The sequence below is a fragment of the Streptomyces parvus genome (assembly GCF_032121415.1).
In the GTDB taxonomy this organism is placed as follows: domain Bacteria; phylum Actinomycetota; class Actinomycetes; order Streptomycetales; family Streptomycetaceae; genus Streptomyces; species Streptomyces globisporus_A.
Genome location: NZ_CP135079.1, coordinates 5,347,183 through 5,372,644, shown reverse-complemented (window position 1 = coordinate 5,372,644; position 25,462 = coordinate 5,347,183). Strand labels below are relative to the sequence as shown.

The following is a 25,462-nucleotide window of genomic DNA, read 5'->3' as shown; positions in this document are numbered from 1 at the left end:
GCCGCGCGCCGCACCACCCGAACGAGGACGGGTGGTGCGAGGCGGCTCAGCCCGTCGGGGCCGGGTGCTGGGCGCGGCTGACGTCGTAGACCCCGGCGACGTCGCGCATGGCTCGCATCAGGCCGGGAAGGCCGGCCGCGTCGGGGAGCCGGAGGGTGTAGGTGTGGCGGACCCGCTGTTCGCTGGGGGGTTCCACGGTGGCGGAGACGATCGCCGCGTCGGCCGTGGCGATGGCCTCGGTGAGGTCGGCGAGGAGCCGGGGGCGGCCGAACGATTCGGCGACCAGGGTGACCCGGCAGCCCGCGTCGGCCTCCCGGCCCTCCCCGTCCGCCCAGCGGGCCGCGACCGGGGCACGGCCGATCTCCTGCATCGCGGCGACGGCGGGGCACTCCCGGCGGTGCACGGTGACCGCGCCGCCCCGGACGACGAAGCCGGTCAGCTCGTCGGGGGGCACCGGCGTACAGCAGCCGGCCAGGCGTACCGGGGCGTTCGGCCCCTCGACGACGACGCCCGGGGCGCGGGGCCCGGACCGGCTGCGGGCCGGGGCTACCGGAGCCTCGCGTTCCGGGGAGGGCTCGCTCTGAGCGCCGGGTCCGGTCGCCTCGACGGTCTCCGGGTCGGGCTTCGCCTCGTCCGGGTGGTCGCTGAACCAGCCGGTGATCGCGATCCGGGCGGCAGGGGTGCGCGCGTGGTCGAGCCAGTCGGGCGAGGGGCCGGAGGCGGTGTCCTGGGCGAGCAGCAGCTGCACGGTGTCACCGTCGCTGAGGACGGTGCTCAGGGTGGCGAGGCGGCCGTTGACCCGGGCGCCGATGGCGGTGTGGGCCAGGTCGCCGTACTGGGCGTAGGCGGCGTCGACGCAGCTGGCTCCGGCGGGCAGCCCGAGGGTGCCGCCGTCGGTGCGGAAGACGGTGATCTCGCGGTCCTGGGCGAGGTCGTCGCGCAGGGTGGTCCAGAAGGTGTCGGGATCGGTGGCGGATTCCTGCCAGTCCAGCAGCCGGGAGAGCCAGCCGGGCCGGGTGGGGTCGGCGCGCTCGTCGGACGGCTCGGTCTGCGGGTCCGCGGCGGGGTCCTGGGCGTACGGATTGCCCAGCGCGACGACGCCCGCTTCGGCGACCTTGTGCATCCGGTGCGTACGGATGAGGACTTCGGCGACGGCCCCTTCGGGGCCGACGACGGCGGTGTGCAGCGACTGGTAGAGGTTGAACTTGGGGGCGGCGATGAAGTCCTTGAACTCGGAGATCACCGGGGTGAAGCAGGTGTGCAGTTCACCGAGGACGGCGTAGCAGTCGGCGTCCTCGCCGACCAGGACGAGCAGCCGCCCGAAGTCGGTGCCGCGCAGTTCGCCGCGTTTCCTGCGGACCCGGTTCACGGAGACGAAGTGGCGTGGCCTGATGAGGACTTCGGCGCTGATGCCCGCGTCGCGCAGGGTGTGGGTCACATGGTCGGCGATGGTTTCGAGGGGGTCGTCCGGGCCCGTCGCCGCGGCGATGAGGGCGCGGGTCTCCTCGTACTCCTCGGGGTGCAGGATCGCGAAGACCAGGTCCTCCAGCTCGGTCTTGAGCGCCTGCACACCGAGCCGTTCGGCGAGCGGGATGAGGACGTCACGGGTGACCTTGGCGATCCGGGCCTGCTTCTCGGGGCGCATCACCCCGAGGGTGCGCATGTTGTGCAGCCGGTCCGCGAGCTTGATGGACATGACCCGGACGTCGTTGCCGGTGGCGACGAGCATCTTGCGGAAGGTCTCCGGTTCGGCGGCGGCGCCGTAGTCGACCTTCTCCAGTTTGGTGACGCCGTCGACGAGATAGCAGACCTCGTCGCCGAACTGCTCCTTGACCTGATCGAGCGTCACTTCCGTGTCCTCGACGGTGTCGTGGAGCAGCGAGGCGGTGAGCGTGGTGGTCTCCGCTCCCAGCTCGGCGAGGATCAGCGTGACGGCCAGCGGATGCGTGATGTACGGCTCGCCGCTCTTGCGCATCTGACCGCGGTGCGAGGACTCCGCGAGGACGTAGGCCCGGCGCAGGATGGTCAGGTCGGCGTCGGGGTGGTGGGCGCGGTGTGCCTCGGCGACATGGCTGATGGCGTCGGGCAGCCGGTCGCGGGAGACCGGGCCGCGCAGTGCCACCCGGCCCAGTCTGCGCAGATCGATCCGGGGGCGGCTCCGCCTGCGAAGGGGGGCGCCCGGATCGGCGGCCTCTGCACTCATGGGCACCTCCGGCGACTCGACCGGCGGGGCGAGGGCTGGATGCGCCTCGGGGCCGGTGCTTGATGCTACCGAGCCCACCACGTGGCGCAGTCCAGCTCTCGCCCAGCGTGAAACGGATCACCCATTCGAGCGAAGCCCGGACCGATCACCGTTTCGAGCAAGCCCTGCTTCGGAAGGCAAAGAGCCGTTCCACCGAAAGCGTCGAGCCAATGCTCAGGCGGTTTCGAGCCAGGCCGGATCGATGACGCCTTCGGCGACGATCACGGCGGGACCCGTCATCTCGACCGCGCCGTCGGGGTGCTCGGTGATGACGAGGGTGCCCCCGGGGAGATCCACCCGGTACGTGACGGGGAGTCCGGTCACCGCGGGGTCGGCGCCGTCCCGGCGGGCGGTGGCGACGGCGACCGCGCAGGCCCCGGTGCCGCAGGAGCGGGTCTCGCCGGAGCCGCGCTCATGGACGCGCATGCCGACGTGGTGCGGGCCCCGGTCGACGACGAACTCGACGTTGACGCCTTCGGGGTAGACCGCTTCGGGGGTGAAGGGCGGGGCGGTGACCAGATCGCCCGCGTGGTCCAGGTCGTCGACGAACGCGACGGCGTGGGGGTTGCCCATGTTGACGTTGCGGGTGGGCCAGCTGCGGCCGTCGACGCTGACCGTGACGCTCGCCTCGGGCAGCAGGGCCTGTCCCATGGAGACGGTGATGTCGCCGTTCTTGGCGAGGTGCACGCGCTTGGGGCCGCCCCGGGTCGCGACGGTCAGGTCGCCCTCCTCGACGAGGCCGGCGCGCTGGAGGTAGTGCGCGAAGACACGCACGCCGTTGCCGCACATCTCGGCGATCGAGCCGTCCGCGTTGCGGTAGTCCATGAACCACTCGGCCTCGTCCGCCATGGACCGCGCCTCGGGGTGCGCGGCGGACCGCACGACGTGCAGCAGTCCGTCGCCGCCGATACCGGCCCGGCGGTCGCAGAGCCGGGCGACCAGGACGGCGGGCAGCGTGAGGGCGTTGTCCGGGTCCGGGACGATCACGAAGTCGTTCTCGGTGCCGTGACCCTTGAGGAAGGCGATCTGCGAGGTGCTCACACGCCCACTGTACGAGGCGGCGCCGACAACCCGCTCCGGCAGACCCCGCGGCCCGGGCCGTCGCCCGTGCGATCGGCTTCGCCGTCCGGGCCGGCCCACGGGGCGACGAGGGCTCGTCGCGCGGGCCCGCGGCCGTCAGCGCAGCCGGGCCACGCGCCAGACGGCGAGGGCGACCAGGGCGAGGCCGGTCGCGGCGTACAGCGCGATCACCCGCCAGTCGGGGCGGTCGCCCGAGCCGCGGGAAGGCAGTCCGGGCCAGGTGTGACCCACGCGGCGGGCCGCCATCATGCCCCAGCCGGCCGCGCAGCAGCTGATCAGGAGCCCCAGCATGGCGACGATGGCACCGCCGTCACCGAACTCGAAGGCGAGCGGGAAGGCGAACATCAGCGAGCCGACCGCGGCCAGCATGACGATGGGGGCGAGCTGCCAGATCCGCAGCTTGCGGGTGGGCCGCAGCTCGACCTCGACCTCGGGGGTCACGTCCTGCTCGTCGGGCCCGTCGGGGCTCAGCCGTCCCGCGGTCTCCCGCGGTGACGGCACCTCGTGCTCTGTGTCGCGCTGCTCCGTGTCGCGAGGGCCGGCCTCCATCGCCACGCGCCCTCCCAACTCGGACTCCACTGGTGGATCGATGCTCGATGATGGCACGGTCCCGGGCACCGAATTGACGGGCGGAGCTTCCCGATGCCATCACGTGATCAGGCTGTGACCGCTCGTTCGACCAACGTCAGTGCCCGGTGCGGGAGTTCCCCCCGGTCATGGTCTCCGCCTCCGAGCCACACGACACGCGGGTCGCGGCGGAACCACGAATCCTGACGGCGGGCGAAGCGCTTGGTGGCGCGCACGGTCTCGGCCCGCGCCTCGTCCTCGGTGCACTCCCCCGCGAGCGCCGCGAGGATCTGCTGGTAGCCGAGGGCCCGTGAGGCGGTGAGGCCCTCGCGCAACCCGGACGCCTCCAAGGCGCGCACCTCGTCCACGAGTCCGGCCTCCCACATCCGGTCGACGCGCAGGGCGATGCGCTCGTCCAGCTCGGGGCGCTCCACGTCGACGCCGATCTGGAGGGCGTCGTAGACCGGCTCGTCACCGGGGAGGTTGGCGGTGAAGGGCTTGCCGGTGATCTCGATGACCTCGAGGGCGCGGACGATGCGGCGGCCGTTGCTCGCCAGGATGGACCGGGCGGCTTCCGGGTCGGCGGCGGCGAGTCGTGCGTGCAGGACGCCGGAGCCGCCCTCGGCAAGCTCCGCTTCGAGGCGGGCGCGCACCTCGGGGTCCGTACCGGGGAACTCCAGGGCGTCGATGGCGCCCTTCACGTACAGCCCGGAGCCGCCGACCAGGACGGGGGTGCGCCCCTCGGCGAGCAGCCGGTCGATCTCCCGGCGGGCCAGGCGCTGGTACTCGGCGACGCTGGCGGCCTCGGTGACGTCCCAGATGTCCAGCAGGCGGTGCGGCACCCCGTCGCGCTCGGGGAGTGTCAGCTTCGCCGTGCCGATGTCCATCCCCCGGTAGAGCTGCATGGAGTCGGCGTTGATCACCTCGCCGCCGAGCCGCTGGGCGAGAAAGACCCCCAGATCCGACTTTCCGGCCGCTGTGGGGCCTACGACGGTGATGACACGGGGGGTGGGGTGGGGAGGGGTCACCTGGACAGTCTCCCAAAAATCCGGGCCCTCCCGAACACACCGGGTGGCACCGTCGGAGGAGTAAAAACGGCAGGAACGGACAGGTGACGGACAATGGGGGCGGGAGAACGTTCCCGCGAAGACAGTCCTCCACACTGCACGGAAGGTGACCCAATGGGGTTCCTGGACAACCTGAAGGCCAAGCTGGGGCCGGCCAAGGAGAAGGTCGGCGACCTCGCGCAGCAGCACGGGGGCAAGATCGAGCAGGGCCTCGACAAGGCCGCGCGCACGGTCGACCAGAAGACCAAGGGCAAGTACAGCGACAAGATCGATTCGGGTACGCGCAAGGCCAAGGAGGCCGTGGACAAGCTGGGCCAGAAGGACGGCGGCACACCCGGAACCCCCGGTGCCCCGGCACCCGGGAGCACCCCCGGCAACACGCCTCCTCCGCCGCCGCCCGCTCCCTGACGCAGCGGTCCTGCCCCGGCGGCGGGTCCGGAGCCCAGCGCTCCGGGCCCGCCGCCGGTCTGTTCGGGACCTGCCTGTTCAGGACCGGTCTCCCCAGGACCCGTCTCCTCAGGACCAGGCGGCGACCGTGTAGCCGACGCCGTACGGGGCGTCCTCGTACAGCAGCCGTCCGGCGAGCCCGGCGTCCCGCGCGGCGCCGCCGAGCAGCTGCCAGGGGGCCCGGCCGGCCGCTTTGAGCTCGCGGGCGAGCGTGGCGTCTAGCGCCGCGATGGCGTCGAGGTCCGCGGAGCCGAGCGCCTCGGTGGCCCGGGCGTCGAACGCGGCCGCCCGGTCGTCGAGATAGCCGGGGGCCTTGAGCGTGCGGCAGGCACTGCCGTCGCCCATCACCAGGAGCGCGACCCGGTCGGCGCGTCCGGCAACGGCGCGGCCGGCCTCCGCGCAGTCCCCCGGGGCCGCCGTCTGCAACAGGGCGAGCCCTTCCACGGGAGCGCCCGTCCAGTGGGCCCGGCCCAGCAGCCAGGCGCCCACCGTGAGGGACTGCGGCAGCGGGCGGCCCGCCGTCGTGGCGCCCTCGGGCGCGTGGCCGAGCGTCACGTCGAGGTCCACGCCGACGCCCCGGAAGGAACCGTGCGCACCGGGCGGGTAAGGCCCGACGCTCGGGTGTTCGCCGGGTCCGGAAGGCTTGTCGCCGGGCCCCACGACGACGAGCAGGTCCGGTCGCGCGGCGGCGAGCACGCCCACGGCGCCGAAGCACGCGTCACGCGCGGCGTCGAGCTCGGGGGCGGCCCCGGCGGCGACCTCGGGCACCAGGAGTGGCGGACAGGGACAGACGGCGGCGGCGACAAGCATGCCGGTCAGCGTACTTGCCGACGGGCGCGAGCCGGTCGGCCCCGTAGGGGCGTCAGCCGGCCCCTGCGCGGCGCGCCCCGGGCCCTCAGCCGATGCCGCAGGCCGGGGCCGCGGTGGCCGGGAGCGGGTCGGGGGCGCCGATGCCGGGGAGGCCCAGCATCACTCCGGCGGGCTTCGCGGCGGCCTCGGTGGTGCGCTTCTCCCAAGCGTCGCCCGCGCGGGTGGACCGTACGGCGAGCGGGGCGCCCTCGGCGAGCAGGTGGTGCGGGGCGGCGTAGGTGATCTCGACGGTCACGACGTCACCCGGGCGCACGGCCTTCTCGGGCTGCGTGAAGTGGACCAGGCGGTTGTCGGGCGCGCGGCCGGAGAGGCGCTGGGTGGCGCCGTCCTTGCGGCCCTCGCCCTCGGCGACCATGACGTCCAGAGTGCGGCCGACCTGCTTCTTGTTCTCGTCCCAGGAGATCTGCTCCTGGAGGGCGGACAGGCGCATGTACCGCTCCTGCACGACCTCCTTGGGGATCTGGCCGTCCATGTCGGCGGCCGGGGTCCCGGGGCGCTTGGAGTACTGGAAGGTGAACGCGTTGGCGAACCGCGCCTCACGGACGGCGTGCATCGTCTGCTCGAAGTCCTCCTCGGTCTCGCCGGGGAAGCCCACGATGATGTCGGTGGAGATGGCGGCGTCCGGCATCGCGGCGCGCACCTTCTCGATGATCCCGAGGAAGCGCTCCTGGCGGTAGGAGCGGCGCATCGCCTTCAGGATGGTGTCGGATCCCGACTGCATCGGCATGTGGAGCTGCGGCATCACGTTGGGCGTCTCGGCCATGGCGGCGATGACGTCGTCGGTGAAGTCGCGGGGGTGCGGCGAGGTGAAGCGGACCCGCTCCAGGCCCTCGATCTTTCCGCAGGCGCGCAGCAGCTTGGAGAAGGCCTCGCGGTCGCCGATGTCGGAGCCGTACGCGTTGACGTTCTGGCCGAGGAGGGTGACCTCGGAGACGCCCTCGGCGACCAGCGCCTCGATCTCGGCCAGGATGTCGCCGGTGCGGCGGTCCTTCTCCTTGCCGCGCAGCGCCGGGACGATACAGAAGGTGCAGGTGTTGTTGCAGCCGACCGAGATGGAGACCCACGCGGCGTAGGCGGACTCGCGGCGGGTGGGGAGCGTGGAGGGGAAGGCCTCCAGGGACTCGGCGATCTCGATCTGCGCCTCTTCCTGGATGCGGGCGCGCTCCAGGAGGACGGGCAGCTTGCCGATGTTGTGCGTGCCGAAGACGACGTCGACCCAGGGGGCCCGCTTGACGATGGTGTCGCGGTCCTTCTGCGCGAGACAGCCGCCGACGGCGATCTGCATCCCGGGGCGCTTGGTCTTCATCGGCGCGAGGCGGCCGAGGTTCCCGTACAGCTTGTTGTCGGCGTTCTCCCGCACCGCGCAGGTGTTGAAGACGACGACGTCGGCGTCGCCGTCGGAGCCTTCGGGGGCGCGGACGTAACCGGCGCCCTCCAGGAGACCCGACAGCCGTTCGGAGTCGTGGACGTTCATCTGGCACCCGTAGGTGCGCACCTCGTAGCTCTTCTGGACGTCCACTGCTTCGCTCCGGTTGCCGCTGCTCATGGGACAAGGGTAGGCGGTTGCCGGGCGGCGCCCCTCCTGCCCCGTGCCCTGCCCCTCTCCTCTCCGCCGCCGACTGTGGGGCGGGCCTCATGGGCGAGCCTGGCCAGGGGGGTGGGTGAGCTGGCAGGATCGCGCGCATGCACCACGCTCTGTCCCGATTCGGCCGCCGGCGCACCCTGCAGACGGGCGCCGTGCTCGCGGTCGTGCTCGGGCTGCTCGCGTGGTGGCTGCAGCCCCAGGGGGACGAGGGGGATCCGAGCGGTCCGCTCACCTTCTCCACCGGGGTGCCCAGCGGCGTCTACCAGCGGTACGGGGAGCGGCTGGAGGACGCGCTCGCCAAGGACATGCCGGAGGTGGCCATACGGCTGCGGACCAGCGAGGGGTCGCAGCAGAACCTCGCCCGGGTGGCGACGGGCGAGGCGGACTTCACCATCGCGACGGCCGACGCCGTGGCCACCTATCTGCGCGACGGCAGGCAGGGGGCCCAGCGGCTGCGCGGCTGCGTCCGGCTGTACGACGACTACGTCCAGCTGGTCGTCCCCCGCGACTCCGACATCCGCAGCGCCTCCGATCTGCGGGGCAAGCGGGTGGGCGTCGGCCAGGAGGGTTCCGGGGTGCGGCTGGTCGCGGACCGGCTGCTGAAAGCGGCGGGGCTCGATCCGGCCGACGACATCACCCCGGTGCCGGTGGGTATCGACACGATGCCCGTACGCCTGACGCAGGGCCAGTTGGACGCCTTCTTCTGGTCGGGCGGGCTGCCGACCGCCGCCGTGCAGGAGCTGTCGGAGCGCTTCGACATCCGGCTGGTGCCGCTGGAGGCCGACCTGGTCGCGAAGTTGCAGGCGGCGACCGGCCCCACCCGTTTCTACCGGTCGGCCATGATGCCCGCCGACGCCTATCCGGAGGCCCAGCAGGGCCAGTCGGTGCCCACGGTCGCCGTCGCCAATCTGCTCGTCACGACCGACCGTACGGACGCGGCCATGACCGAGGCCTTCACCCGGACGGTGATCAACAGTCGGGACCGGATCGGCCGTGAGGTCCACGCGGCGCAGCTGGTGGACCTGCGGACGGCGATCTACACGGATCCGCTGGACGTGCACGAAGGGGCCAAGGACTACTACCGCTCGGTGAAGCCCTGACCGCTCCTTGGTGAGGGCGCACGCCCTCCTGACCTGGGGATTCCCCGCTCAGCCGCCCGGCCGTTCGCGGGGCAGCGAGACAGTCACCCGCAGGCCGTGCGGTGCGTGGTGCTCGTACGCGATCGAGCCGCCGCCCGCCGCGAGCAGCACCCGGGAGATGGAGAGGCCAAGCCCCGATCCGCTGACGTTCTGGTGGCGGGTGCTGCGCCAGAAGCGGTCCCCGACCCGTTCCAGCTCCGCTTCGGTGAGGCCGGGGCCCCGGTCGGCGACCACGACGGTCGCGGTACGAGTTCCGGCGGCGACGGTGACGGTGACGTCCTCCCCGGCCGGGGTGAACTTCAGAGCGTTGTCGATCACCGCGTCCAGGGCACTGGAGAGCGCCACGGGGTCCGCCCAGGCGGTGGCGGCCGGGGCGCCTTCCAGGGTGAGACGCACGCCCTCCCGGTCCGCCATCGGGCGCCAGGACGCGACCCGCTCGGCGGCGAGCGGGACGATGTCGATCAGCTGGAGGTCCGCCTCGGCGTGCTCGGCCAGTGCGAGGTCCAGGAGGTCGTCGAGGACCCGGGCCAGCCGCTTGCCCTCGGTGCGTACGGCCGCGATCTCCTCGCTGCCCTCGGGCAGCTCCAGAGCGAGCAGCTCGATGCGCAGCAGCAGGGCGGCGAGCGGGTTGCGCAGCTGGTGCGAGGCGTCGGCGACGAAGGCGCGCTGCTGCTCCAGCACGTCCTCGACGTTGTCCGCCATCTCGTTGAAGGAGCGGGCCAGGTGCCGGAGCTCCGGCGGCCCGGCGGAGGCGGCGACGCGGGAGCGCATGCGGCCCCCGGCGATGTCGCGGGTGGCCGCGTCCAGGGTCCGGACGGGCAGCAGGACCCAGCCGGTGAGCCGGACCGCCGCGGCGACCGCCACCAGCAGGGCCAGTGCCTCGCCGAGGCCGATGAGCAGCCAGGTCCGCACGATCCGGGACCGCATCTCGCCGGTGGGCGAGTCGATGACGACCACGGCGACCACGTCGCCGTCGCGGACCACGGGCGAGGCGACGACGACACGCCCGTCGCGCCAGGGCCAGACCTGCGGCGGATCGTGCGAGCGCCGGCCGAGCAGCGCCTCGTCGAAGGCCGTGCGCCCCTCCCCCTCGGCGGGCAGGCCCCAGGACCCGGGCGCCTTGGCCAGGGCCCGGTTGTCCTGGAAGAAGACACCGGCGCGGATGTCGTACACCGAGGCGTAGACCTCCAGGTCGGTCTGGAGGGTGCGGCGGCGCTCCTCGCTGTCCGGGGAGGTGTCGGTGATGGACTGGGCCAGGGCGGCGAACCGCGCGGTGTCGTCGATCCGGTCGATCACCAGGCGCTGCTGCTCGGCGGCGGCCACGCTGATCGCGAGCGGGAAGCCGAGGGTGACCAGGACTGCGGCCATCAGGACGATGAGCAGCGGGAGCAGACGGGAGCGCACCGGGGAAACGTACCCGCCGGCTACGCCGACGGCGCGACGAGCCGGTAGCCGACGCCCCGCACGGTCTCGATCAGGGTGGGCAGCCGCAGCTTGGAGCGCAGCGAGGCGACGTGGACCTCCAGGGTGCGTCCGGTCCCCTCCCAGCTGGTGCGCCAGACCTCGCTGATGATCTGCTCGCGGCGGAAGACGACGCCGGGGCGCTGGGCGAGGAGGGCCAGCAGGTCGAACTCCTTGCGGGTGAGCTGGACTTCCTCACCGTCGACGCTGACCCGGCGGGTCGGCAGCTCGATGGCGACCGGCCCGAGGCGCAGGGCGGCGACGGGGGTCGGGGCGGTGTCCTCGCCCGCGGAGGTGCGCCGGGCGACCGCGTGGATCCGGGCGAGCAGCTCGCCGGTGTCGTACGGCTTGGTGACGTAGTCGTCGGCGCCGAGGTTGAGGCCGTGGATGCGTGAGCGCACGTCGGCGCGGGCGGTGACCATGATCACGGGGGTCGCGGTGCGCTTGCGGATCTTGCCGCACACCTCGTAGCCGTCCTGGTCGGGCAGGCCGAGGTCGAGGAGGATCACCCCGAAGGGCTCCTTGTCGGCGGGCAGCAGCGCGCGCAGGGCCTCCTCGCCGTTGCGGGCGTGCACGACCTGGAATCCGTGCCGGGCGAGCACGGCGGACAGGGCCGCCGCGACATGGTCGTCGTCCTCGACGAGCAGCAGTCTCATGACCCTCCTCTCCGTCTCTCCCGGGGCCGTCCGGCTCCTCGGGCTCATACGTGCAACCGTTGCACGCTGTCACGGGGTGTTATCCCGCGTTTCACCCTGCTTCATCCGGAAGACCCTTGGAGCGATCTTCCGTTCATCGACGCTCCGCGTCGACCCCGCTCAAGGCATCCACGCCGATGAACGGCACACCAGTCAAGAGTCTGCCGGTTACAGCGGGGTTTCCGTTACGCACCCGGTACGCCCCGGGGCGGCGCCGGGCGTCCTGTTCACACGGAGTGTCCGGTTGCCGCCGGATCGTTATGCTCAATTTCCGCTCAGATGTAATGACGTTGGTCGCACTGCGTCATTAGGGTCCTTGTTCAACCGAGGAGGACGGAGCAAGAAGCCGATGAGCGGAGTTTCAGTGACCAAGGCCGCCGAGGATGCCGCGCCCGTGGCCAACGACCTGGTCGTACTGAGCAACGTCAACAAGCACTTCGGCGCGCTGCATGTGCTCCAGGACATCGACCTGACCATCGCCCGTGGCGAGGTCGTGGTCGTCATCGGGCCTTCCGGGTCCGGCAAGTCCACGCTGTGCCGCACGATCAACCGCTTGGAGACGGTCGATTCGGGAGCGATCTCGATCGACGGCAAGCCCCTGCCCCAGGAGGGCAAGGAGCTGGCCAGGCTGCGTGCCGACGTGGGCATGGTCTTCCAGTCGTTCAATCTCTTCGCACACAAGACGGTGCTGGAGAACGTCATGCTGGGTCAGATCAAGGTCCGCAAGGCCGACAAGAAGGCTGCGGAGGAGAAGGCCCGGACTCTGCTCGACCGGGTGGGCGTCGGCGTACAGGCCGACAAGTACCCGGCGCAGCTCTCCGGTGGTCAGCAGCAACGCGTCGCGATCGCACGGGCGTTGGCGATGGACCCGAAGGTCATGCTCTTCGACGAGCCCACGTCGGCGCTCGACCCGGAGATGATCAACGAGGTCCTCGAAGTCATGCAGCAGCTGGCCAGGGACGGGATGACGATGATCGTCGTCACCCACGAGATGGGCTTCGCCCGGTCCGCCGCCAACCGCGTCGTGTTCATGGCGGACGGGAAGATCGTCGAAGAGGCGGCGCCCGACCAGTTCTTCAGCAATCCGCGCAGCGACCGGGCCAAGGACTTCCTGTCGAAGATCCTTCACCACTGACGACCACGACCTACGACCTAAGGATTGTTCACATGAAGCTCCGCAAGTCCGCCGCCGTGGCGGCCATCGCCGTCCTCGCCCTGACCGCGACCGCGTGTGGCGGCAAGGAGGGTTCCGCCGGTGACAAACCGGGCGGTACCCAGCCGGGCGCCTCGGGCGCCCCCGAGCTGCCCACGTACACCGCCGCCAAGGACGTCGCCCTCGACTCCCCGGTCTTCAAGAAGGCCAAGCAGCGCGGCAAGCTCATCATCGGCGCCAAGGCCGACCAGCCGTACCTCGGCTTCGAGGACCAGGCGACCAAGGAGCGCTCGGGCTTCGACATCGAGATCGCCAGGATGGTCGCGGCCGACCTCGGCTTCTCGGAGAAGCAGATCGAGTGGAAGACCGTCGACTCCGGCGTCCGTGAGACGGCCATCTCCAAGGGCCAGGTCGACTACTACGTCGGCACCTACACGATCAACGACGAGCGCAAGAAGCAGGTCGGCTTCGCCGGTCCGTACTACAAGGCCGGCGCGGACCTCCTGGTGCGCAAGGACGAGACCTCGATCACCGGCAAGGAGTCGGTGAAGGGCAAGAAGGTCTGCTCGATCGTCGGCTCCACGCCGCTGCAGGAGATCAAGAAGCCGGAGTACGGCGCGAGCGTCGTCGAGCTGGCCAAGTACTCCGACTGCGTGCAGCAGCTGCTGACCAAGCAGGTCGACGCCGTCACCACCGACGACTCGATCCTCAAGGGCTACGCCGCGGCCAACAAGGGCAAGCTCAAGGTCGTCGGCAAGCCGTTCACCGACGAGCCCTACGGTATCGGTCTGAACAAGGACGACAAGGTGCTCCGCGAGGCCATCAGCAAGTCGCTGGAGGACCGCGTCAAGGACGGCACGTACAAGAAGATCTACGAGGCCACCCTCGGCCTGTCCGGTTCGGACTTCGTCGACCCGCCGGCCATCGAGCGTTACTGACGCCCTCGGGCGCCCGGCCCCGTCGGGCGCCCGAACGCCGACACCGTCACGACGCCCCCGCGAGTGACCCAGGCGTCCCGTACGCCGCCGCCGTCCCCCTCTCCCCGAGGGCGGCGAGCGAACGGGGCGCTCCTTCCCCTGCCCCGATGCCGACGACCGCCGACGCGGAGACCTCATGAACGTACTGCTCGACAATTTCCCAGCGTTCCGCGACGGCTTCATAGGAACTGTGTCGATCACCGCCGTCAGCTCGCTTATCGCCCTGGTTCTCGGTGTCGTCGTCGCCGGATTCCGGGTCTCGCCGGTGCCGCCGCTGCGGTTCTTCGGCACCGCGTGGGTCACGCTGATGCGCAACACCCCGCTGACCCTGCTCTTCCTGATCTTCTTCTTCGTGGTGCCGGAGATCCTCTTCCCGGGGATGAGCCCGTTCGTCCTCGGCTCCCTGGCCCTCGGCTTCTACACCTCGTCCTTCGTCTGCGAGGCGGTCCGCTCCGGCATCAACACCGTGCCGCTGGGACAGGCGGAGGCCGCGCGCTCGATCGGCATGACGTTCGCCCAGACCCTGCAGATCGTGGTGCTCCCCCAGGCGACGCGGACGGTCATCCCGCCGCTGAGCAGCATCTTCATCGCCCTGACGAAGAACTCCGCGATCGCCGGCGCCTTCAGCAACGCCGAACTGTTCGGCTGGCAGAAGCTGATGAGTGACAAGGGCTACGACATCGTCCCCGTCTTCATCTGGGTGGCCATCGGGTACCTGATCATCACCTTTACCATCAGCGGCCTCTTCCGGCTGCTGGAGCGTCGCATGGAGGTCGCCCGATGAGCGCCAGCGTTCTTTACGACGCCCCGGGTCCCAAGGCCGTCGTCCGCAACCGGATCTACGCCGTCGTCGGCAGCCTCGCCATCGTGGCGCTGATCGCCGTCAGCATCATGCGGCTGGCCGACAAGGGGCACCTCGCCCCCGAGATGTGGGACATCTTCAACTACGCGGGCATCCGGCAGAACATCGCCGACGCGGTGCTCGCGACGCTCAAGGCATTCGGTCTCGCCGCGGTCGGTTCGCTGGTCCTCGGCGTGCTCCTGGCGGTGGGCCGGCTCTCCGACCACAAGCCGGTCCGCTGGGTGGCGACCACCTTCATCGAGCTGTTCCGCTCGCTGCCGCTGCTGATCACCATCTACGCGATCTGGGTCGGCTTCCTCACCGACTACTCGATGTGGGCGCTGGCGGCGGGCCTCTCCGTCTACAACGGCTGCGTCCAGGCCGAGGTGCTGCGCGCCGGGATCAACTCGGTGCCCAAGGGCCAGAGCGAGGCCGCGTACGCCCTCGGCATGAGCAAGACGCAGGTCATGACGACCGTCCTGATGCCGCAGGCGATCCGTTCGATGCTGCCGACGATCATCAGCCAGCTCGTGGTGACCCTCAAGGACACTTCGCTCGGCTTCATCATCCTGTACCCGGAGCTGCTCCAGACCGCGCGGCTGATCGCCTCCAACACCCAGGTGAACGGCCAGTACCCGTACGTCTCGACGATCGTCGTCATCGGCACGATCTACATCGCGATGTGTCTGCTGCTCTCGGCGCTGGCGACGTGGATCGAGAAGCGCGGCCGCCGGGCCAAGACCGGCATCAAGGTGGCGCCCGGCGTGCAGACCGCCGACATCCCCACGGTGGAGGCCGTTCCCGGCCCGGAGGCCGGGGGCGCAGGGGGCGCAGGCTCGACGGCCGATGGTGCCGCTGGGGCCGGAGTGACGAAGGACTGATCTCCCCGGGGCCTTGTCGGCCCCTCCCGGCAGGAGCATTCGAGGCAGCGGCGCACGCGTCGCTGCCTCGGTCACTTGACGCAAGCACCACCAGTGGGTTGCATACGTTCTGTGATCACGCACCCGGCTACTTCTGCCACGTTCCGCATGACCGTAAGGGCCGGAGGGTACGCGCTGTGGACCCGGTGATCGTCGTCGGCGCCGGGCCCGTCGGCCTGACGCTGTCGCTGGCCCTCGCCGCCCAGGGCGTCCCCTCGGTGCTCCTCGACGAGGGCCCCGGCGAGGAGGAGTCCCGGCCCGCCCGCACGGTCGTGCTCCGCGAGGACACCGCCGACCTGGTGGACCGCCTCGGCTGCCGGGAGCTGGACCGGGTCGGGCTGCGGTGGACGGGCTGGCGTTCGATGCGCCGGAAGCAGTCGGTCCGGGAGGTGCCGCTGAGCGGGGGCCGGCCGGACGAGGACGGCGAGCCGCTCCCCGGGCTGCTTCCCTCGCCGCTGCACCTGCCGCAGCACGGGCTGAGCGCCGCGCTGCGTGCGGCGGTGGACAAGGAACCGCTGGTCCGGCTGGTGCCGATGAGCCGGATCGACACGCTGGAGCAGGACCGCGACGGCATCACGGTGCACACCAGGGAGCCGGGGTCGACCTGGTGGCGCGGAAGCTATCTGGTCGGCTGCGACGGCGCCCGGTCGACCGTGCGCAAGCTGCTGGACATCCGGTTTCCCGGCCGTACTGCGGTGGAACGGCATGCCGTCGCCGCGCTGCGAGCCGAACTGCCCTGGCCCGACGAGGCCGTTCTGCACCGGCAGCCGCCCTGGCGGACCGGCGGCGAGGAGGTCTCCGCCCGGCCGCTGCCGAACGGCGTCTGGCGGCTGGACTGGCTGCTGCCGCCGCGCGGCGAACTGGTCACCCCCGAAGCGGTGGTCACCCGGATCCGGGACACGCTGGCCGGCTGGTGCGGCGAGACCCCGGCCTACGAACTGCTGGACACCGGCGTCCATACGCTGCACCACCGGCTCGCCCGGCGCTGGCGCAAGCAGCGCGCGTTCCTGGCGGGGGACGCGGCACACCTGCTGGGCGCTCTGGGCACGCAGGGGCTCGACGAGGGCATCCGGGACGCCGAGAACCTGGCCTGGAAGCTGGCCCACGCCTGGCACCACGGTCCGGCCGAGCAACTGCTCGACAGCTATCAGGCGGAGCGGCGGGCCGCGGTGGCCGCCCGGTTGCGCGCCGCCGATCAGTCGCTGCCGATACTGCGCGGCGGAGGCGGTCTGCGGACCCTGGTCCCGGGCGCCGCACGCGGTCACGACACCCTCCTCGCCGACGGCCACCTGGGCCGCGGAGCGCTGGGTGCGCCCCCTTCGTACTCGCACTCCCCCCTTTCACCACCGCACGCCGAGGCGCACACCGTGGTCGGTACGCCCCCCGGTGCGCCGGTCGCCGATGTGACGGTGGCCGCGCCGGACGGAACGACGACACGGCTGCGGGAGCGGCTCGGGCAGGGCCATCCGCTGGTGATCCTGGTCGCTCCGGGGACCGGCGTCTGGGACCGGCGGCACTGGCAGACCGCGGGTGTCATGCCCCGCCTCACGGACGCCGTGGCGGCGCTCCCCGGTACGACGGAGCTGCTGGTCACCGAGAGTTATCCGGGGGCATCGGCCCATACCGTCCTGCTGGTCAGGCCGGACGGGCATCTGGTGGCGGCGTTCGGCGGCGTACGGCCCGCGGAGCTGTTCACCGCGGCCCAGGCCGCGCTGGGCGGCGCGCCCCGCGGGGGGCGGGAGCACGCGGCGGAGGAGGGCGGGGAGAACGAGGGCCGAGAGAGCACCGGCCGGGAGACCGGGGGCGAGAAGCTGCCCCGGGGGCGGGTCCACGCCGAGAGGACTGCCGGGCACCGCTGACCGGTGGTCCGTCAGGGACCGCACAGGTCTCGGCCGTGGCCGGGACGCACATTGACCGTCACGGGCACGCGTGGTGTACTCCAGATCATGACCGACACCGATGTGCGCCTGTGGCGGAGGGTCCATATGGACCTCGTCCGCTACGCGGGCTGCGTGTGTCGCCCGTCCTGCTGAATCGCCTCCCTCTGCCGGCCCGTGCCGCTTTCCGCACGGCCGGAACCCCGCGCGAACTCTCAGGACGGTCCTCGTGTCTTCCCCTCACTCCGCCGTGCCCACGGCCGGCTCGGTGCCTTCTCCTTCCGCCCCCGCGTCCTCCGCTTCCTCGTCTGCCACATCCGCCGCCGCGCCGACGATCGCGGAGCTGCTGGAGTTCGTCCGCAGCACCGCCCGGGACGAGGCGCTCATCGCCTCGTTGCCCCTCGATCCGGACGGGCGCACCTGGATCCGGCTCGACGGCCCCGGCGGCAGCGAGGCGTGGTTGATCGGCTGGCCGCCCGGCACCGGTACGGGCTGGCACGATCACGCCGACTCGATCGGCGCGTTCACGACGGCGGCCGGCGCCCTCAAGGAGCACTCGCTGGCCGTGCGGCTGCCCACCGACGGCTGGAAAAAGCTGGAGCTGACGGACGGGGTGGACCGGTCGAGGGAGCTGGCCACCGGTCAGGGCCGGGCCTTCGGGCAGAACCACGTCCATGAGGTCCTCAACGAGTCCGAGGACGTGCACGCGGTCTCCGTCCATGCCTACTACCCGCCGCTGCCGCGGATCCGCCGGTTCAGCCGCACCGGTGCGGTGCTCCGGCTGGAGCAGACCGAGAGCCCCGAGGACTGGCAGTGAGCGAGAACGGGAACACGGTCGGGCACCCGAGGGGGAGCGAATCCGTGACGGACCCTGCACCGGTGGGCATCGACGAGCTGCTGGAGCGGGTCAGGGCCGGCTACGACCGGATCGACCCGCGCGAGGCCGCCGCAGCCGCGGAGGCCGGGGCCCTGCTCGTGGACATCCGGTACGCGGCCCTCCGAGACCGGGACGGCCTGATCCCCGGCGCGCTGGTCGTCGAACGCAACGAACTGGAGTGGCGGCTCGACCCGCAGGGCAGCCACCGCGCCCCCGAGGCGGTAGGCCACGACCTCCAGGTCGTCGTCATCTGCAACGAGGGATACGCCTCCAGCCTCGCGGTCGCCTCGCTGCGGCAGCTGGGACTGCACCGGGCCACCGACCTGATCGGCGGCTTCCAGGCGTGGCGCGCGGCGGGACTCCCGGTCGTCTCCGCCTGACGCCCGGGCCGCCCAAACCGGCACCCGTCCCCCCACACTCGATTCTCGGCACCTGGCGCCTGACACCCGAGGTCAGGCGCCAGACCTCTGCTGCCACCCACCCGAACGCCACGTTCCACTGGAGCAATCGCCGCGCGTGACCGACATTCACCTCACACAGAGGACCGAAATGTACGGAGATGACCGCATATGGCGACCGCTGTCCTCACCCCCGATCAGCTCGACGGCCAGGCTGCCCGGCTGCACGACACCCAGGCGTGGCAGCAGATCGTCACGGGCTGGGAGTACACCGCCGCCGATCCCACCCCCGCTCCCGGACCTGCGAGGCCCTCCGACTGGCGGAGCCTGCTGTCCGTACCCGTGGACCGGCTGATCGACGACACTCTGCGGGCTCTCCCCGCGCCGCCTCCGCACCAGCGACCGCTGCCCGGACGGCTGGGGGCGATGCTGCCCGACCGCGTCCACCTCTGGCGGCGGGTCGGGCAGAGCGACCTGCGCCCCTCGACCCATCTCGGCTACGCACGGCAGATCCTGGTTGAGTGGGGCTGGCAGAACACCCCGTACCGGCTGCGGAACGCCCGAGGAGCACGCTGTGTCTGCGGCGCGATGATCTCCGCGCACCGTCTCGGCTACGGCTCGCTCGACACTGTGGACCGGGCCGGCGCCTGGCTCATCACGGAACTGCGCGCGCAGGGGTGGCCGGGGCTGATCGGCCCCTGGAACCGGCATCCCGGCCGCACCGCCGCCGACGCCCTGGCCCTCCTCGACGCCACCATCCGCCGCACCTCCCTGGCCGGACAGTAACCGCTGGGCGATACCTGCCGGAGGAACTCGTGTCAGGGGACCGGCTTCAGAAAGGCTCGTCCAGACCCTCCGTCTCCTCGCCCTCCTCCTCCAACGCCTGACGCACCACCCGCAGGGCCATGCCCTCCCCGTATCCCTTGCGGGCGAGCATCCCCGCCAGGCGGCGCAGCCGCTTGTCCCGGTCCAGGCCCCGTGTGGAGCGGAGCTTGCGGGCCACGAGCTCGCGCGCCGTCTCCTCCTCCTGGTCCGAGTCGAGCTGCCCTACCGCCTCGTCGATCACCGCCGAGTCCACGCCCTTCGTCCGCAGCTCACGGACGAGGGCACGGCGCGCGAGCCCTCGGCCGTGGTGCCGGGACTCCACCCATGCCCCGGCGAACGCCGCGTCGTCGATCAGCCCGACGTCCTCGAAGCGGGAGAGCACTTCCTCGGCCGCCTCGTCCGGGATCTCCCGCTTGCGCAGGGCGTCCGCGAGCTGTTTGCGCGTCCGCGGTGTCCCGGTGAGCAGCCGCAGGCAGATGTTGCGCGCCTGCTCGACCGGGTCACGCGGCTCCCCCTTCTCGGCCCTCGACGAGGAGGGGGAGCCGCTGCTTCTGGTGCCGGAGCGGGCACGGCGGCCCGCTCCCTGGCCGAATCCGCTCCCGGCGCCCGATCCACCGCGTGAGCGGTGCCCGGACCGCACCTCGGCATCGCCCGCTGCCGCCCCCCGCGCGGCGGCGAACGCTTCGGTGGGCCCGTCACCCGATCCGGCGTCACCGCCGGGCTCGGCAGGGCTGTCCGGCCACTCCGTACGACGCGTCACGGCCTAGCTCTTGGCCGCCGCGGTCTTGGCCGGCTTGGCCTTGGTGGTCGCGGTGGCCGCCGGCTTCGCCGCCGCGTCGGCCGCCGGTGCCGCGGCCGCGGCCGCGTCCGCTCCGGGCTCGCCGGCGGCGGCGGCGTCCGGGCGGACACCGACTCCCAGCTTCTCCAGGATCTTCTTCTCGATCTCGTTGGCGAGGTCGGGGTTGTCCTTGAGGAAGTTGCGGGCGTTCTCCTTGCCCTGGCCGAGCTGGTCGCCCTCGTACGTGTACCAGGCGCCGGCCTTGCGGACGAAGCCGTGCTCCACGCCCATATCGATCAGTCCACCCTCGCGGCTGATGCCCTGGCCGTAGAGGATGTCGAACTCCGCCTGCTTGAACGGCGGGGCGACCTTGTTCTTGACGACCTTGACGCGGGTGCGGTTGCCGACCGCGTCGGTGCCGTCCTTGAGCGTCTCGATCCGGCGGATGTCGAGGCGCACCGAGGCGTAGAACTTCAGCGCCCGGCCACCGGTCGTGGTCTCCGGGGAGCCGAACATCACACCGATCTTCTCGCGGAGCTGGTTGATGAAGATCGCGGTGGTCTTGGACTGGTTGAGCGCACTGGTGATCTTGCGGAGGGCCTGGCTCATCAGTCGGGCCTGGAGACCCACGTGCGAGTCGCCCATCTCGCCCTCGATCTCCGCACGGGGCACCAGGGCCGCCACGGAGTCGATGACGATCAGGTCCAGCGCGCCCGAGCGCACCAGCATGTCGGTGATCTCCAGCGCCTGCTCGCCGTTGTCCGGCTGGGACAGGATGAGGTTGTCGATGTCGACGCCGAGCTTCTTCGCGTACTCGGGGTCGAGGGCGTGCTCGGCGTCGATGAAGGCCACCGAGCCGCCCTGGCGCTGCGCGTTCGCCACGGCGTGCAGCGTCAGCGTCGTCTTACCGGACGACTCCGGTCCGTACACCTCCACCACACGGCCGCGCGGCAGACCGCCGACGCCGAGGGCGACGTCGAGGGCGGTCGATCCCGTGGGGATGACCTCGATGGGCTCGTTCGGCCGCTCACCGAGGCGCATCACCGCACCCTTGCCGAACTGTCGTTCAATCTGTGCGAGTGCGGCGTCCAACGCCTTCTCGCGGTCGGTTCCTGCCATGGGTTCCACCCGATTTGCTTGAGTCGATCGCTTCACGTCACAGACGCTAACCCCTGCCACTGACAATGGGCCTCGACGTCCTCCCGACCTGTGGACAACTCCATTGGCCGGGCCCGGGAAAACCCGGCCGGAATCCCATCAGAATGGATGTTCGATTTCCGTGTCAAGCGCACCACACGGGAGCGGCGAGACGGCGGCGCGATGAGTTCGCGGGCCCTCAGCGGTCTACCCCATGACAACCGCATCCGGCGGTTCACCGCGCAGGCGCCGCAAGGTCGCCGCGGGAGGACGGCATCATGACCGGACATTCAGCCAGAGTCACCTGCGACCTCTCGATCTCCGTGGACGGATACTCGGCAGGGCTCGACCAGAGCGAACAGCGTCCGTTCGGCGAGGACGGCGGCGACGGCTGGGGCGACCGGCTGCACTCGTGGATGTTCGCGACGCCCGAGCTGCGCCAGGCCGAACTCGACCGGCTGGCGACGGTCGGCGCCTTCATCATGGGCCGCAACATGTTCGGCCCCGTACGCGGCACGTGGGATCGCGCGTGGAAGGGCTGGTGGGGTGGCAATCCTCCGTACCACGCGCCCGTCTTCGTGCTCACCCACCATCCGCGCGACCCGCAGCCCATGGACGGCGGCACCACGTTCCACTTCGTCACCGACGGCATCGAGTCCGCGCTCCGCCGGGCCCGCGAGGCCGCCGGAGAGCGCGACGTGTCGATCCACGGCGGCGCACGGACCATCAACCAGTACCTGGCCGCGGGCCTGATCGACGAGCTGCGCCTGCATATCGTGCCGTTCACGCTCGGCGCCGGCACCCGCCTCTTCGACGGTGTACCGTCACTGGATCTCGAGCAGGTCGAGGCGCGCACGGGGGACGGGGTGACCCATGTGACCTACCGCGTCCTGTCCTGACCCGACGCCCTCCCCGGTGGCCCGGCCTGGCCGTCGACCACCTGCGGAACCTGACGGATCACCCTATATTCGGTCGGTATGGGAGCGACTACGGAGCCCGGCGCACCCCACTACGGGCAGCACCCCGGCCCCGACCTGGCCGGTCGTGTGGCGCTCGTCGCCGGAGGCACCCGCGGGGCCGGGAGAGGCACCGCCGTCCAGCTCGGCGCCGCCGGGGCGACCGTGTACGTGACCGGCCGCACCAGTGGTTCCGAGCGCTCCGAGATGGACCGGCCCGAGACGATCGAGGAGACCGTGGCCCTGGTCGACGCGGCGGGCGGACGGGGGATCGCCGTCCAGGTCGACCATCTGGTCCCCGACCGGGTCAGGGCGCTCGTGGCCCGGATCGCGAGCGAGCAGGGAGCCCTGCACATCTTGGTGAACGACATCTGGGGCGCGGAGATCGAGTGGGACAAGCCGGTGTGGGAGTCGTCGCTCGACACCGGACTGCACACCCTGCGGCTGGCCGTCGACACCCACGCCATCACCAGTCACTTCGCGCTGCCGCTGCTGATCGAGACACCGGGCGGGCTGGTCGTCGAGATGACCGACGGGACGGACGAGTACAACGCGTCCCACTACCGCGTCTCGTTCTTCTACGACCTGGCGAAAGCCGCGGTGAACCGGATGGCCTTCGCCCTCGGCCATGAACTCGCGCCGCACTGTGCGACGGCCGTGGCGCTCACCCCGGGCTGGCTCCGGTCCGAGGCCATGCTCCAGGCCCACGGGGTGACCGAGGCCACCTGGCGCGACGCCGTCGCGCACACGCCCCACTTCGCGATCTCCGAGTCACCCGCATACGTCGGCCGTGCCGTGGCCGCGCTCGCCGGCGATCCCGAGGTGGCCCGCTGGAACGGCAGGTCGCTCTCCAGCGGGCAGCTCGCCCAGGTCTACGGCTTCACCGACGTGGACGGGAGCCGGCCCGACGCCTGGCGCTATCTGACCGAGGTCCAGGACCCGGGCCTCCCGGCCGACGTGACGGGCTACCGCTGACGCGGCCCGTCCGACGTCCCCTCCGCTCCCCCACGGCCGCCGGCCCGTCCTCGCAGCAGGCGGCTCATGCGCGACGGCAACGGCCTCCTGGGCGCGTGGCTGCTTCCCCCGTGCACGCGCGGGTCGTCCATGACGTCGTACCGCTTCACATAGGCGCCCAGGAACGCCTGGAGCGTGGCGATCGCGGGGATGGCGACCAGCGCTCCGACCGCGCCGAGCAGGGCCGTGCCGGCGATGACCGAACCGAAGGCGACCGCGGGGTGGATGTCGACGGTCTTCGCGGTCAGCTTGGGCTGGAGCACGTAGTTCTCGAACTGCTGGTAGATCACGACGAAGCCGAGCACCCACAGCGCGTACCAGGGGTCGACCGTGAAGGCGATCAGCATGGGCAGAGCGCCCGCGAGATACGTGCCGATGGTGGGGATGAACTGCGAGACGAGTCCGACCCAGACCGCGAGCGCCGGGGCGTAGGGCACTTCGAGGATGACCAGCAGGATGTAGTGAGCGGCGCCGGAGACCAGCGCCATCAGGCCGCGCGAGTAGATGTAGCCGCCGGTCTTGTCGACCGCGATCTCCCAGGCGCGCAGCACCTCGGTCTGCCGGGCCGGCGGCAGGACGGAGCACAGGGCTCGGCGGAGCCGGGGGCCGTCGGCCGCGAAGTAGAAGGAGAACAGGAAGATCGTCAGCAGCCGGAACAGCCCGCCCAGCACCGTCGTGGAGATGTCGAGCACTCCGGTGGCGCTGTTCTGGACGTACTTCTGCAGCCAGTCGGAGTGCAGCAGGCTGTCCTGGACCTCGACCCGGGACAGTTCGGTACGGAAGGTCTGGTTGACCCAATTGATCACCGAGTCGATGTACTTGGGGAACTCGTCGACCATGTCGACGATCTGGCCCGCGAGCATCGACCCGAGCAGCACCACGAATCCGACGCCGAAGATCGTCACAGCGAGGAAGACGAGGAACGTGGCAAGTCCGCGGCGCATCCCGCGAGCCGCCATCCGGCCGACCGCGGGCTCGATGGCGAGGGCGAGGAAGAAGGCGATCAGAACGTTCGTCAGCAACCCGATGAGCTGGTCGAACGCCCAACTGCCGAGTTGGAAGCACGCGTAGAGCGCCAGGGCCAGCACCATCGCACGCGGCAGCCAGCCGGGCATACGGACCCCACCGGGTCCGGTCGGCGGCGGAGCGGGCGGGGAGGCGGGCGGCTGGGCCGGGGCGCTCTCGTCTGTCGATGACACGGGACAAGTCTCGCCTACGCCACGGACAACCGACTCCCCGCCCCGAACCGGCCGCTCCGGCTCCGCTCCCGCCGAGAACGGGGTCTCCCAGGCTCAGCGCTTGCTCGCCGGGACGGCTGAGGTGTTCGGGACGTTCGGGATGTCCCGGACGTTCGTGAGAGGTTCAGCGCTTGTCCGCCGGGACGTCCATGGCCGCACAGACCCCGCGCCAGACGTCCTTGGCGTCCCAGCCCGCGTCCAGGGCCTGGTGCACCGTGCGACCGCCGAGTTCGGCCATCACATGGTCACGGGCGAAGGAGTCCGCGTACGCCGCACCGAAATGGTCGGCCATCCGCTCCCAGAAAATCGTCAACCGCATGCCACCAGTATCCCGCTCCTGAGAGTGCAGCAGGTCCGCCTGGCATGTGCCCGGCCCCCTTCGCCCTCTACGGTCGGTCCATGGCTGGAACCGGAGCACACCCCCTCGCCCTCGCCGAGCAGTTCATCTGGCTCACCGCCCGCGTCCTCGAACAGAGGAGATTCGCCCATGCCTTCCTGGGCGGAGATCCCGACGCCGTCGAGACGGCCCTGACCGCCTACCTCAACAAGGACGGTGGCTACGGCCACGCGCTGGAACCCGATCTCCGGGGCCCGGTCAGTCAGCCGCTGCACACCGCCCACGCACTGAGCGTTCTCGACTCGATCGACCGCTGCGACGGACAGCGTGTTGAACGGATCTGCCGCTTTCTGACCGATGTGTCCACCAAAGAAGGCGCGCTGCCCGCTCTGCTTCCCACGCAGCGTGGCTATCCCGCGGCCCCGTTCATCCCGATCGTGGACGACCCGCCCGCGGAGCTGCTCGCGACCGGCCCGGTCGTCGGGCTGTTACACGGCAATCAGGTGTGGAACGCCTGGCTGTTCCGGGCTACGGACTTCTGCTGGAGCGCCGTCGAGGCTCTGGAGCAGTCCCATCCCTACGAGGTCGAAGCCGCGGTCGCCTTCCTGGACGGCGCCCCGGACCGGGCCCGTGCCGAGGCGGCGGCGGACCGCCTAGGCCGCCTGGTGCGCGGGCAGCGGCTCGCGGTGCTCGACCCGTCCCGGCGTGCGGAGTACCCGGTGGCGACGGGCTACGCCCCGGGCGAGCACCACTTCCCGCACGACTACGCCCGTACGCCCGGGTCCCTGGCCCGCCGCTGGTTCACCGACGAGGAGCTGGAGCGCTCGCTCGACCATCTGGCGGCGGAGCAGCAGGACGACGGCGGCTGGCCCGTGACCTGGCGCGAGTGGGCGCCGGGGACCGCGTTGGAAGGGCGCCCGCTGGTGACACTCAGGGCCCTGGAGACGCTCCGCGCGTACGGTCGCCCGCTCGGCTGACCAC

At 71.4% G+C, this 25,462-nt stretch carries 26 protein-coding genes; 14 read left to right on the top strand and 12 right to left on the bottom strand.

The window, feature by feature from the left end; all coding sequences use genetic code 11:
* Window positions 1-46: 46 nt before the first annotated feature.
* The 4 genes from RNL97_RS25250 to miaA all read right to left on the bottom strand — a co-directional run bounded on the left by RNL97_RS25250 (window position 47) and on the right by miaA (window position 4,917).
* The gene (locus tag RNL97_RS25250; RefSeq protein WP_030581120.1) at window positions 47-2,203 is read right to left on the bottom strand and encodes a RelA/SpoT family protein; all 2,157 of its coding nucleotides are present in this window, start codon (window positions 2,201-2,203) and stop codon (window positions 47-49) included.
* Window positions 2,204-2,416: 213 nt separating this feature from the next.
* The gene (gene dapF / locus RNL97_RS25245) at window positions 2,417-3,283 is read right to left on the bottom strand and encodes a diaminopimelate epimerase (protein ID WP_243315392.1); all 867 of its coding nucleotides are present in this window, start codon (window positions 3,281-3,283) and stop codon (window positions 2,417-2,419) included.
* Window positions 3,284-3,418: 135 nt separating this feature from the next.
* Entirely contained in the window at window positions 3,419-3,871 is a 453-nt protein-coding gene (locus tag RNL97_RS25240) for a hypothetical protein (RefSeq protein WP_010072354.1), read from the bottom strand.
* 107 nt (window positions 3,872-3,978) lie between these two features.
* The gene (gene miaA, locus RNL97_RS25235) at window positions 3,979-4,917 is read right to left on the bottom strand and encodes a tRNA (adenosine(37)-N6)-dimethylallyltransferase MiaA (protein ID WP_030592194.1); all 939 of its coding nucleotides are present in this window, start codon (window positions 4,915-4,917) and stop codon (window positions 3,979-3,981) included.
* 153 nt (window positions 4,918-5,070) lie between these two features.
* Between miaA and RNL97_RS25230 the strand changes: the two genes are divergently transcribed.
* Complete coding sequence (locus RNL97_RS25230) at window positions 5,071-5,364, top strand: antitoxin (protein WP_243315388.1); 294 nt, start codon at window positions 5,071-5,073, stop codon at window positions 5,362-5,364.
* Window positions 5,365-5,472: 108 nt separating this feature from the next.
* Here RNL97_RS25230 and RNL97_RS25225 read toward each other — a convergent pair whose 3' ends face one another.
* Both RNL97_RS25225 and miaB read right to left on the bottom strand, forming a co-directional pair.
* Complete coding sequence (locus RNL97_RS25225; RefSeq protein WP_030592196.1) at window positions 5,473-6,213, bottom strand: class III extradiol dioxygenase subunit B-like domain-containing protein; 741 nt, start codon at window positions 6,211-6,213, stop codon at window positions 5,473-5,475.
* An 85-nt stretch (window positions 6,214-6,298) separates the two neighbouring features.
* Window positions 6,299-7,819, bottom strand: a complete 1,521-nt coding sequence (gene miaB / locus RNL97_RS25220; RefSeq protein ID WP_050500213.1) for a tRNA (N6-isopentenyl adenosine(37)-C2)-methylthiotransferase MiaB — start codon at window positions 7,817-7,819, stop codon at window positions 6,299-6,301.
* Window positions 7,820-7,956: 137 nt separating this feature from the next.
* Here miaB and RNL97_RS25215 point away from each other — a divergent pair, with 137 nt between their 5' ends.
* Window positions 7,957-8,958 carry a TAXI family TRAP transporter solute-binding subunit gene (locus RNL97_RS25215; protein WP_313751225.1) on the top strand — a complete coding sequence of 334 codons (1,002 nt, stop codon included), beginning with the start codon at window positions 7,957-7,959 and terminating at the stop codon, window positions 8,956-8,958.
* Window positions 8,959-9,006: 48 nt separating this feature from the next.
* On the opposite strand, the gene RNL97_RS25210 is transcribed toward RNL97_RS25215, so the two are convergent.
* Window positions 9,007-10,401: a sensor histidine kinase gene (locus tag RNL97_RS25210; RefSeq protein WP_313751224.1), complete on the bottom strand. Its 1,395-nt coding sequence runs from the start codon at window positions 10,399-10,401 to the stop codon at window positions 9,007-9,009.
* Window positions 10,402-10,421: 20 nt separating this feature from the next.
* A complete protein-coding gene (locus tag RNL97_RS25205) occupies window positions 10,422-11,114 on the bottom strand; it encodes a response regulator transcription factor (protein ID WP_030592200.1) in 693 nt (230 codons plus the stop codon).
* Between the two features lie 388 nt (window positions 11,115-11,502).
* Between RNL97_RS25205 and RNL97_RS25200 the strand changes: the two genes are divergently transcribed.
* The 9 genes from RNL97_RS25200 (at window position 11,503) to RNL97_RS25165 (ending at window position 18,982) form a co-directional block, all read left to right on the top strand.
* Entirely contained in the window at window positions 11,503-12,288 is a 786-nt protein-coding gene (locus tag RNL97_RS25200) for an amino acid ABC transporter ATP-binding protein (protein WP_030592201.1), read from the top strand.
* A 32-nt stretch (window positions 12,289-12,320) separates the two neighbouring features.
* Entirely contained in the window at window positions 12,321-13,244 is a 924-nt protein-coding gene (locus RNL97_RS25195; RefSeq protein ID WP_030592204.1) for a glutamate ABC transporter substrate-binding protein, read from the top strand.
* Between the two features lie 175 nt (window positions 13,245-13,419).
* Window positions 13,420-14,067 carry an amino acid ABC transporter permease gene (locus RNL97_RS25190; RefSeq protein WP_030592207.1) on the top strand — a complete coding sequence of 216 codons (648 nt, stop codon included), beginning with the start codon at window positions 13,420-13,422 and terminating at the stop codon, window positions 14,065-14,067.
* On the top strand, window positions 14,064-15,005 hold the full coding sequence (locus RNL97_RS25185) for an amino acid ABC transporter permease (protein ID WP_030592210.1): 942 nt from the start codon (window positions 14,064-14,066) through the stop codon (window positions 15,003-15,005). The genes RNL97_RS25190 and RNL97_RS25185 overlap by 4 nt, the downstream gene beginning before the upstream one ends.
* 176 nt (window positions 15,006-15,181) lie before the next feature.
* Window positions 15,182-16,903, top strand: coding sequence for an FAD-dependent monooxygenase (locus tag RNL97_RS25180; RefSeq protein ID WP_030592212.1), 1,722 nt, complete (start codon window positions 15,182-15,184; stop codon window positions 16,901-16,903).
* Between the two features lie 87 nt (window positions 16,904-16,990).
* Window positions 16,991-17,077 (top strand): putative leader peptide, encoded by an 87-nt coding sequence (locus RNL97_RS33130; protein WP_311605579.1) that lies wholly within the window; start codon window positions 16,991-16,993, stop codon window positions 17,075-17,077.
* A gap of 73 nt (window positions 17,078-17,150) precedes the next feature.
* Complete coding sequence (locus tag RNL97_RS25175) at window positions 17,151-17,738, top strand: cupin domain-containing protein (protein WP_313751223.1); 588 nt, start codon at window positions 17,151-17,153, stop codon at window positions 17,736-17,738.
* The gene (locus RNL97_RS25170; protein ID WP_391738619.1) at window positions 17,735-18,178 is read left to right on the top strand and encodes a rhodanese-like domain-containing protein; all 444 of its coding nucleotides are present in this window, start codon (window positions 17,735-17,737) and stop codon (window positions 18,176-18,178) included. The genes RNL97_RS25175 and RNL97_RS25170 overlap by 4 nt, the downstream gene beginning before the upstream one ends.
* Before the next feature lie 189 nt (window positions 18,179-18,367).
* On the top strand, window positions 18,368-18,982 hold the full coding sequence (locus RNL97_RS25165; protein ID WP_313751222.1) for a DUF6197 family protein: 615 nt from the start codon (window positions 18,368-18,370) through the stop codon (window positions 18,980-18,982).
* A 46-nt stretch (window positions 18,983-19,028) separates the two neighbouring features.
* Here RNL97_RS25165 and recX read toward each other — a convergent pair whose 3' ends face one another.
* Together recX and recA are read right to left on the bottom strand one after the other, a co-directional pair.
* Window positions 19,029-19,781 (bottom strand): recombination regulator RecX, encoded by a 753-nt coding sequence (recX, locus tag RNL97_RS25160; protein WP_243315383.1) that lies wholly within the window; start codon window positions 19,779-19,781, stop codon window positions 19,029-19,031.
* A gap of 3 nt (window positions 19,782-19,784) precedes the next feature.
* On the bottom strand, window positions 19,785-20,918 hold the full coding sequence (gene recA / locus RNL97_RS25155; RefSeq protein WP_313751221.1) for a recombinase RecA: 1,134 nt from the start codon (window positions 20,916-20,918) through the stop codon (window positions 19,785-19,787).
* 296 nt (window positions 20,919-21,214) lie between these two features.
* On the opposite strand from recA, the gene RNL97_RS25150 reads away from it, so the two are divergent.
* Window positions 21,215-21,835 (top strand): dihydrofolate reductase family protein, encoded by a 621-nt coding sequence (locus tag RNL97_RS25150; RefSeq protein ID WP_243315379.1) that lies wholly within the window; start codon window positions 21,215-21,217, stop codon window positions 21,833-21,835.
* A 147-nt stretch (window positions 21,836-21,982) separates the two neighbouring features.
* Complete coding sequence (locus RNL97_RS25145) at window positions 21,983-22,867, top strand: SDR family oxidoreductase (RefSeq protein ID WP_313751668.1); 885 nt, start codon at window positions 21,983-21,985, stop codon at window positions 22,865-22,867.
* Here the strand turns inward: RNL97_RS25145 and RNL97_RS25140 are convergent.
* Together RNL97_RS25140 and RNL97_RS25135 are read right to left on the bottom strand one after the other, a co-directional pair.
* Window positions 22,858-24,021, bottom strand: coding sequence for an AI-2E family transporter (locus RNL97_RS25140; RefSeq protein WP_030592231.1), 1,164 nt, complete (start codon window positions 24,019-24,021; stop codon window positions 22,858-22,860). The genes RNL97_RS25145 and RNL97_RS25140 overlap by 10 nt on opposite strands.
* Window positions 24,022-24,268: 247 nt before the next feature.
* The gene (locus RNL97_RS25135; protein ID WP_030592235.1) at window positions 24,269-24,463 is read right to left on the bottom strand and encodes a DUF3046 domain-containing protein; all 195 of its coding nucleotides are present in this window, start codon (window positions 24,461-24,463) and stop codon (window positions 24,269-24,271) included.
* An 80-nt stretch (window positions 24,464-24,543) separates the two neighbouring features.
* Between RNL97_RS25135 and RNL97_RS25130 the strand changes: the two genes are divergently transcribed.
* The gene (locus tag RNL97_RS25130; protein WP_030592238.1) at window positions 24,544-25,458 is read left to right on the top strand and encodes a hypothetical protein; all 915 of its coding nucleotides are present in this window, start codon (window positions 24,544-24,546) and stop codon (window positions 25,456-25,458) included.
* Window positions 25,459-25,462: the final 4 nt, after the last annotated feature.

Excerpts from the sequence above, each read along its gene's own strand:
- RNL97_RS25250 (WP_030581120.1), bottom strand. The coding sequence starts at position 2,203 with ATGAGTGCAGAGGCCGCCGATCCGGGCGCCCCCCTTCGCAGGCGGAGC.
- RNL97_RS25240 (WP_010072354.1), bottom strand. The coding sequence starts at position 3,871 with ATGGAGGCCGGCCCTCGCGACACGGAGCAGCGCGACACAGAGCACGAG.
- RNL97_RS25230 (WP_243315388.1), top strand. The coding sequence starts at position 5,071 with ATGGGGTTCCTGGACAACCTGAAGGCCAAGCTGGGGCCGGCCAAGGAG.
- RNL97_RS25225 (WP_030592196.1), bottom strand. The coding sequence starts at position 6,213 with ATGCTTGTCGCCGCCGCCGTCTGTCCCTGTCCGCCACTCCTGGTGCCC.
- miaB (WP_050500213.1), bottom strand. The coding sequence starts at position 7,819 with ATGAGCAGCGGCAACCGGAGCGAAGCAGTGGACGTCCAGAAGAGCTAC.
- RNL97_RS25215 (WP_313751225.1), top strand. The coding sequence starts at position 7,957 with ATGCACCACGCTCTGTCCCGATTCGGCCGCCGGCGCACCCTGCAGACG.
- RNL97_RS25205 (WP_030592200.1), bottom strand. The coding sequence starts at position 11,114 with ATGAGACTGCTGCTCGTCGAGGACGACGACCATGTCGCGGCGGCCCTG.
- RNL97_RS25200 (WP_030592201.1), top strand. The coding sequence starts at position 11,503 with ATGAGCGGAGTTTCAGTGACCAAGGCCGCCGAGGATGCCGCGCCCGTG.
- RNL97_RS25195 (WP_030592204.1), top strand. The coding sequence starts at position 12,321 with ATGAAGCTCCGCAAGTCCGCCGCCGTGGCGGCCATCGCCGTCCTCGCC.
- RNL97_RS25190 (WP_030592207.1), top strand. The coding sequence starts at position 13,420 with ATGAACGTACTGCTCGACAATTTCCCAGCGTTCCGCGACGGCTTCATA.
- RNL97_RS25185 (WP_030592210.1), top strand. The coding sequence starts at position 14,064 with ATGAGCGCCAGCGTTCTTTACGACGCCCCGGGTCCCAAGGCCGTCGTC.
- RNL97_RS33130 (WP_311605579.1), top strand. The coding sequence starts at position 16,991 with ATGACCGACACCGATGTGCGCCTGTGGCGGAGGGTCCATATGGACCTC.
- RNL97_RS25165 (WP_313751222.1), top strand. The coding sequence starts at position 18,368 with ATGGCGACCGCTGTCCTCACCCCCGATCAGCTCGACGGCCAGGCTGCC.
- recA (WP_313751221.1), bottom strand. The coding sequence starts at position 20,918 with ATGGCAGGAACCGACCGCGAGAAGGCGTTGGACGCCGCACTCGCACAG.
- RNL97_RS25150 (WP_243315379.1), top strand. The coding sequence starts at position 21,215 with ATGACCGGACATTCAGCCAGAGTCACCTGCGACCTCTCGATCTCCGTG.
- RNL97_RS25140 (WP_030592231.1), bottom strand. The coding sequence starts at position 24,021 with ATGCCCGGCTGGCTGCCGCGTGCGATGGTGCTGGCCCTGGCGCTCTAC.
- RNL97_RS25135 (WP_030592235.1), bottom strand. The coding sequence starts at position 24,463 with ATGCGGTTGACGATTTTCTGGGAGCGGATGGCCGACCATTTCGGTGCG.
- RNL97_RS25130 (WP_030592238.1), top strand. The coding sequence starts at position 24,544 with ATGGCTGGAACCGGAGCACACCCCCTCGCCCTCGCCGAGCAGTTCATC.